Consider the following 2392-nt stretch of genomic DNA (forward strand, 5'->3'; position numbering starts at 1 on the left):
GGGTCATCGGGTTCCAGATGGCGAGGACCCGGTCGGTGGCGGTGTCGTGCAGCACCACCTCGGCGTACGGGCCGAGCAGCAGGGCCACGGCGCGGCAGACCGGGGACCAGGTCGGCACGCGTGGGTCGGGGTTTTCCGCAGACATGATCGGACTGTACGTCCGGATCGGACACTTCGTCCAGGACTTTCGCGCACCGGGCCCCGCCGAAGGGTCTCGGCGGGGCCCGGTGCGGCTGCCCGTGTGCGGCGGGCGGGCGCTACTTGCAGGTGATCAGCAGCCCCAGGACCGCGGAGCAGCTGCGGGTGGCCCGGCTGGTGGCGGGCGACGGGTCGGCGGGCGCCCCGGCGGTGCGGGCCACGGTGACGTCCCAGCTGCGGAGCAGCGAGAACAGGCCGACCCCGACCGAGAAGTGCCGGGTGGTGCTCGCGCCCTTGGCCAGGGGCGCGGTCAGCGCGCAGCCGAGCTTCCCGGCGGCGACGGTGCAGTCGCCGGAGGTCGTGGTCAGTCCGGCGGGCAGGTCGGCGGTGACGGTGGCCGCGGTGACCGGGTCGGGGCCCTGGCCGGTGAGGGTGACGGTGTAGTCGACCCGGCTGGACAGCAGCCCGGTCACCGGGGTCGCGGTGAGCGCGACGCCCAGGTGGGCGGCGGGGGCGGTGTAGGTGAAGCGGTCGGCGGCGACGGCCGCGCTGGTGCCGCCGGGCCCGGTGACCCGCACGTCCACCGGCCCGGTGACGGTGGTCGCGGGGGCGGTCGCGGTGCAGCTGGTCCGGGTGCAGCTGAACGAGGCCGCGGCGCCGGCCGCGCCGAAGGTCACGGCGGTGGCGCCGGCCAGGTCGGTGCCGGTGACGGTCACCGTGGTGCCGCCCGTCCCGGAGCCGCCGTTCGGGCTGATCGCGGTCACGTCCGGCACCGGCAGCGGGAAGTCCACCACGTCGACGGCGTTGCCGGTGAAGTCGGCGAGGTAGCCGTGCCGCCCGTCGGCGGTCAGGGCCAGGCTGTACGGAGCGGCGCCCACCGGGACGGTCGTGGTGACCGTCCGGCTCGCGGTGTCCACCACGCTCAGGGTGTTGTCGGCGTAGTTGGAGACGTAGGCCGCCGCGCCGTCCGGGGAGAGGGTCACGGCGTAGGGGCCGGAGCCGACCGCGACGGTGCCGAGGACCGTACCGGCCGCGGTGTCGATCACCGCGGCGGTGCCGTCGTCCCCGTCGGCGGCCCACAGCCGGGTGCCGTCCGGGCTGAGCGCGAGCCCGAAGGCGCCGTGGCCGACCGGAACGGTGCCGCTCACCGTGCCGCTCGCGGTGTCGACGACGGTGACGGCCTTGTCCCCGGAGGCCGCGACGTACAGCCGCGCGCCGTCCGCGGAGACGGCCAGCCCGTGCGGTTCGGCGCCGACCGGCACGGTCGCGGTCACGGTTCCGGACGAAGTGTCCAGCACGCTCACCGTGTTGGCGGCGACGTTGCTCACATAGGCCCGGGAGCCGTCCGGCGCGAGGGCGAGGCCCCAGGGCTGGGCGCCGACCGGGACGGTCGCGGTGACGGCGTTGGTCGCGGTGTCCACGACGCTGACGGTGTTGTCCAGATGGTGCGTCAGGTAGGCCCGGTGCCCGTCGCGCGACACGGCGACGGCGTAGGAGCCGCTCCCGGCGGTGAAGGTGCCGGACACCGTGTTGGTCGCGGTGTCCAGCACGCTGACGGCGCCGCTGCTCTGGCTGGTCACGTAGGCGTGGCCGCCGTCCGGCGTCAGCGCGACGCCCGCCGGGTAGGGCGCCACCGCCACGTGCGCGGCCACGGCCGGCGGCGGCGTGACGGCCACGGCCGTCGCGGGCAGCGACAGCAGTGCGGCCGTGGTCGCGACTGTCGCGGCCACGGCCGTCCGGGTACGGGGTGCACGGGGTATGCGGGGCGCACGGGATGTGCGGGGTGTTCTCATGGATCTCTCCTGCTGCTCGGCACGTGCGGGTGGTGCGGATGTGGTGGTGCTCGGAGCAGGGGGAAGCGTAGGAGGCTCTCTGACTTTCCGTCAGGGAGTGACTACTAATGTCGCCAAATGTTCAGATCCGATCGCAGCGCGACACAGCCAGGCCCCGCGCCCGCCTCCCCGGGGGCAACGTGACCACGGTCGCGGTCGGAGTCGTGCAGAAAATTGGAGTTGGAGATTCGTATTCGGTAGCGTTCCGAACGTGAGGCTGACCAAGAGCACCGACATCGCCCTGCGGATCGCCATGCGACTGGCCGTCCTGGGCGAGGGCGACAACCCGACCACCCGCGAGGTGGCCGAGTCGGTCGGTGTGCCGTACACCCACGCGGCGAAGGTGGTCAGCCGGCTGCAGCACCTGGGGGTGGTGGAGGCCCGGCGCGGTCGCGGCGGTGGGCTGATGCTCACCTTCGCCG

General features: G+C 74.2%; 2 protein-coding genes. One reads left to right on the plus strand and one right to left on the minus strand.

Annotation, left to right across the window (positions count from 1 at the left end; genetic code table 11):
* Nucleotides 1-257: 257 nt before the first annotated feature.
* Nucleotides 258-1868 carry a beta-propeller fold lactonase family protein gene (locus ACIQOV_RS37625; protein ID WP_401055279.1) on the minus strand — a complete coding sequence of 537 codons (1611 nt, stop codon included), beginning with the start codon at nucleotides 1866-1868 and terminating at the stop codon, nucleotides 258-260.
* A 313-nt stretch (nucleotides 1869-2181) separates the two neighbouring features.
* Here ACIQOV_RS37625 and ACIQOV_RS37630 point away from each other — a divergent pair.
* Nucleotides 2182-2392: RrF2 family transcriptional regulator (locus ACIQOV_RS37630; RefSeq protein WP_401055280.1), on the plus strand; the 211-nt coding region annotated here is incomplete at its 3' end.

Origin of the sequence: Kitasatospora sp. NPDC091257 (assembly GCF_044757675.1) — a bacterium.
In the GTDB taxonomy this organism is placed as follows: domain Bacteria; phylum Actinomycetota; class Actinomycetes; order Streptomycetales; family Streptomycetaceae; genus Kitasatospora; species Kitasatospora lactacystinica.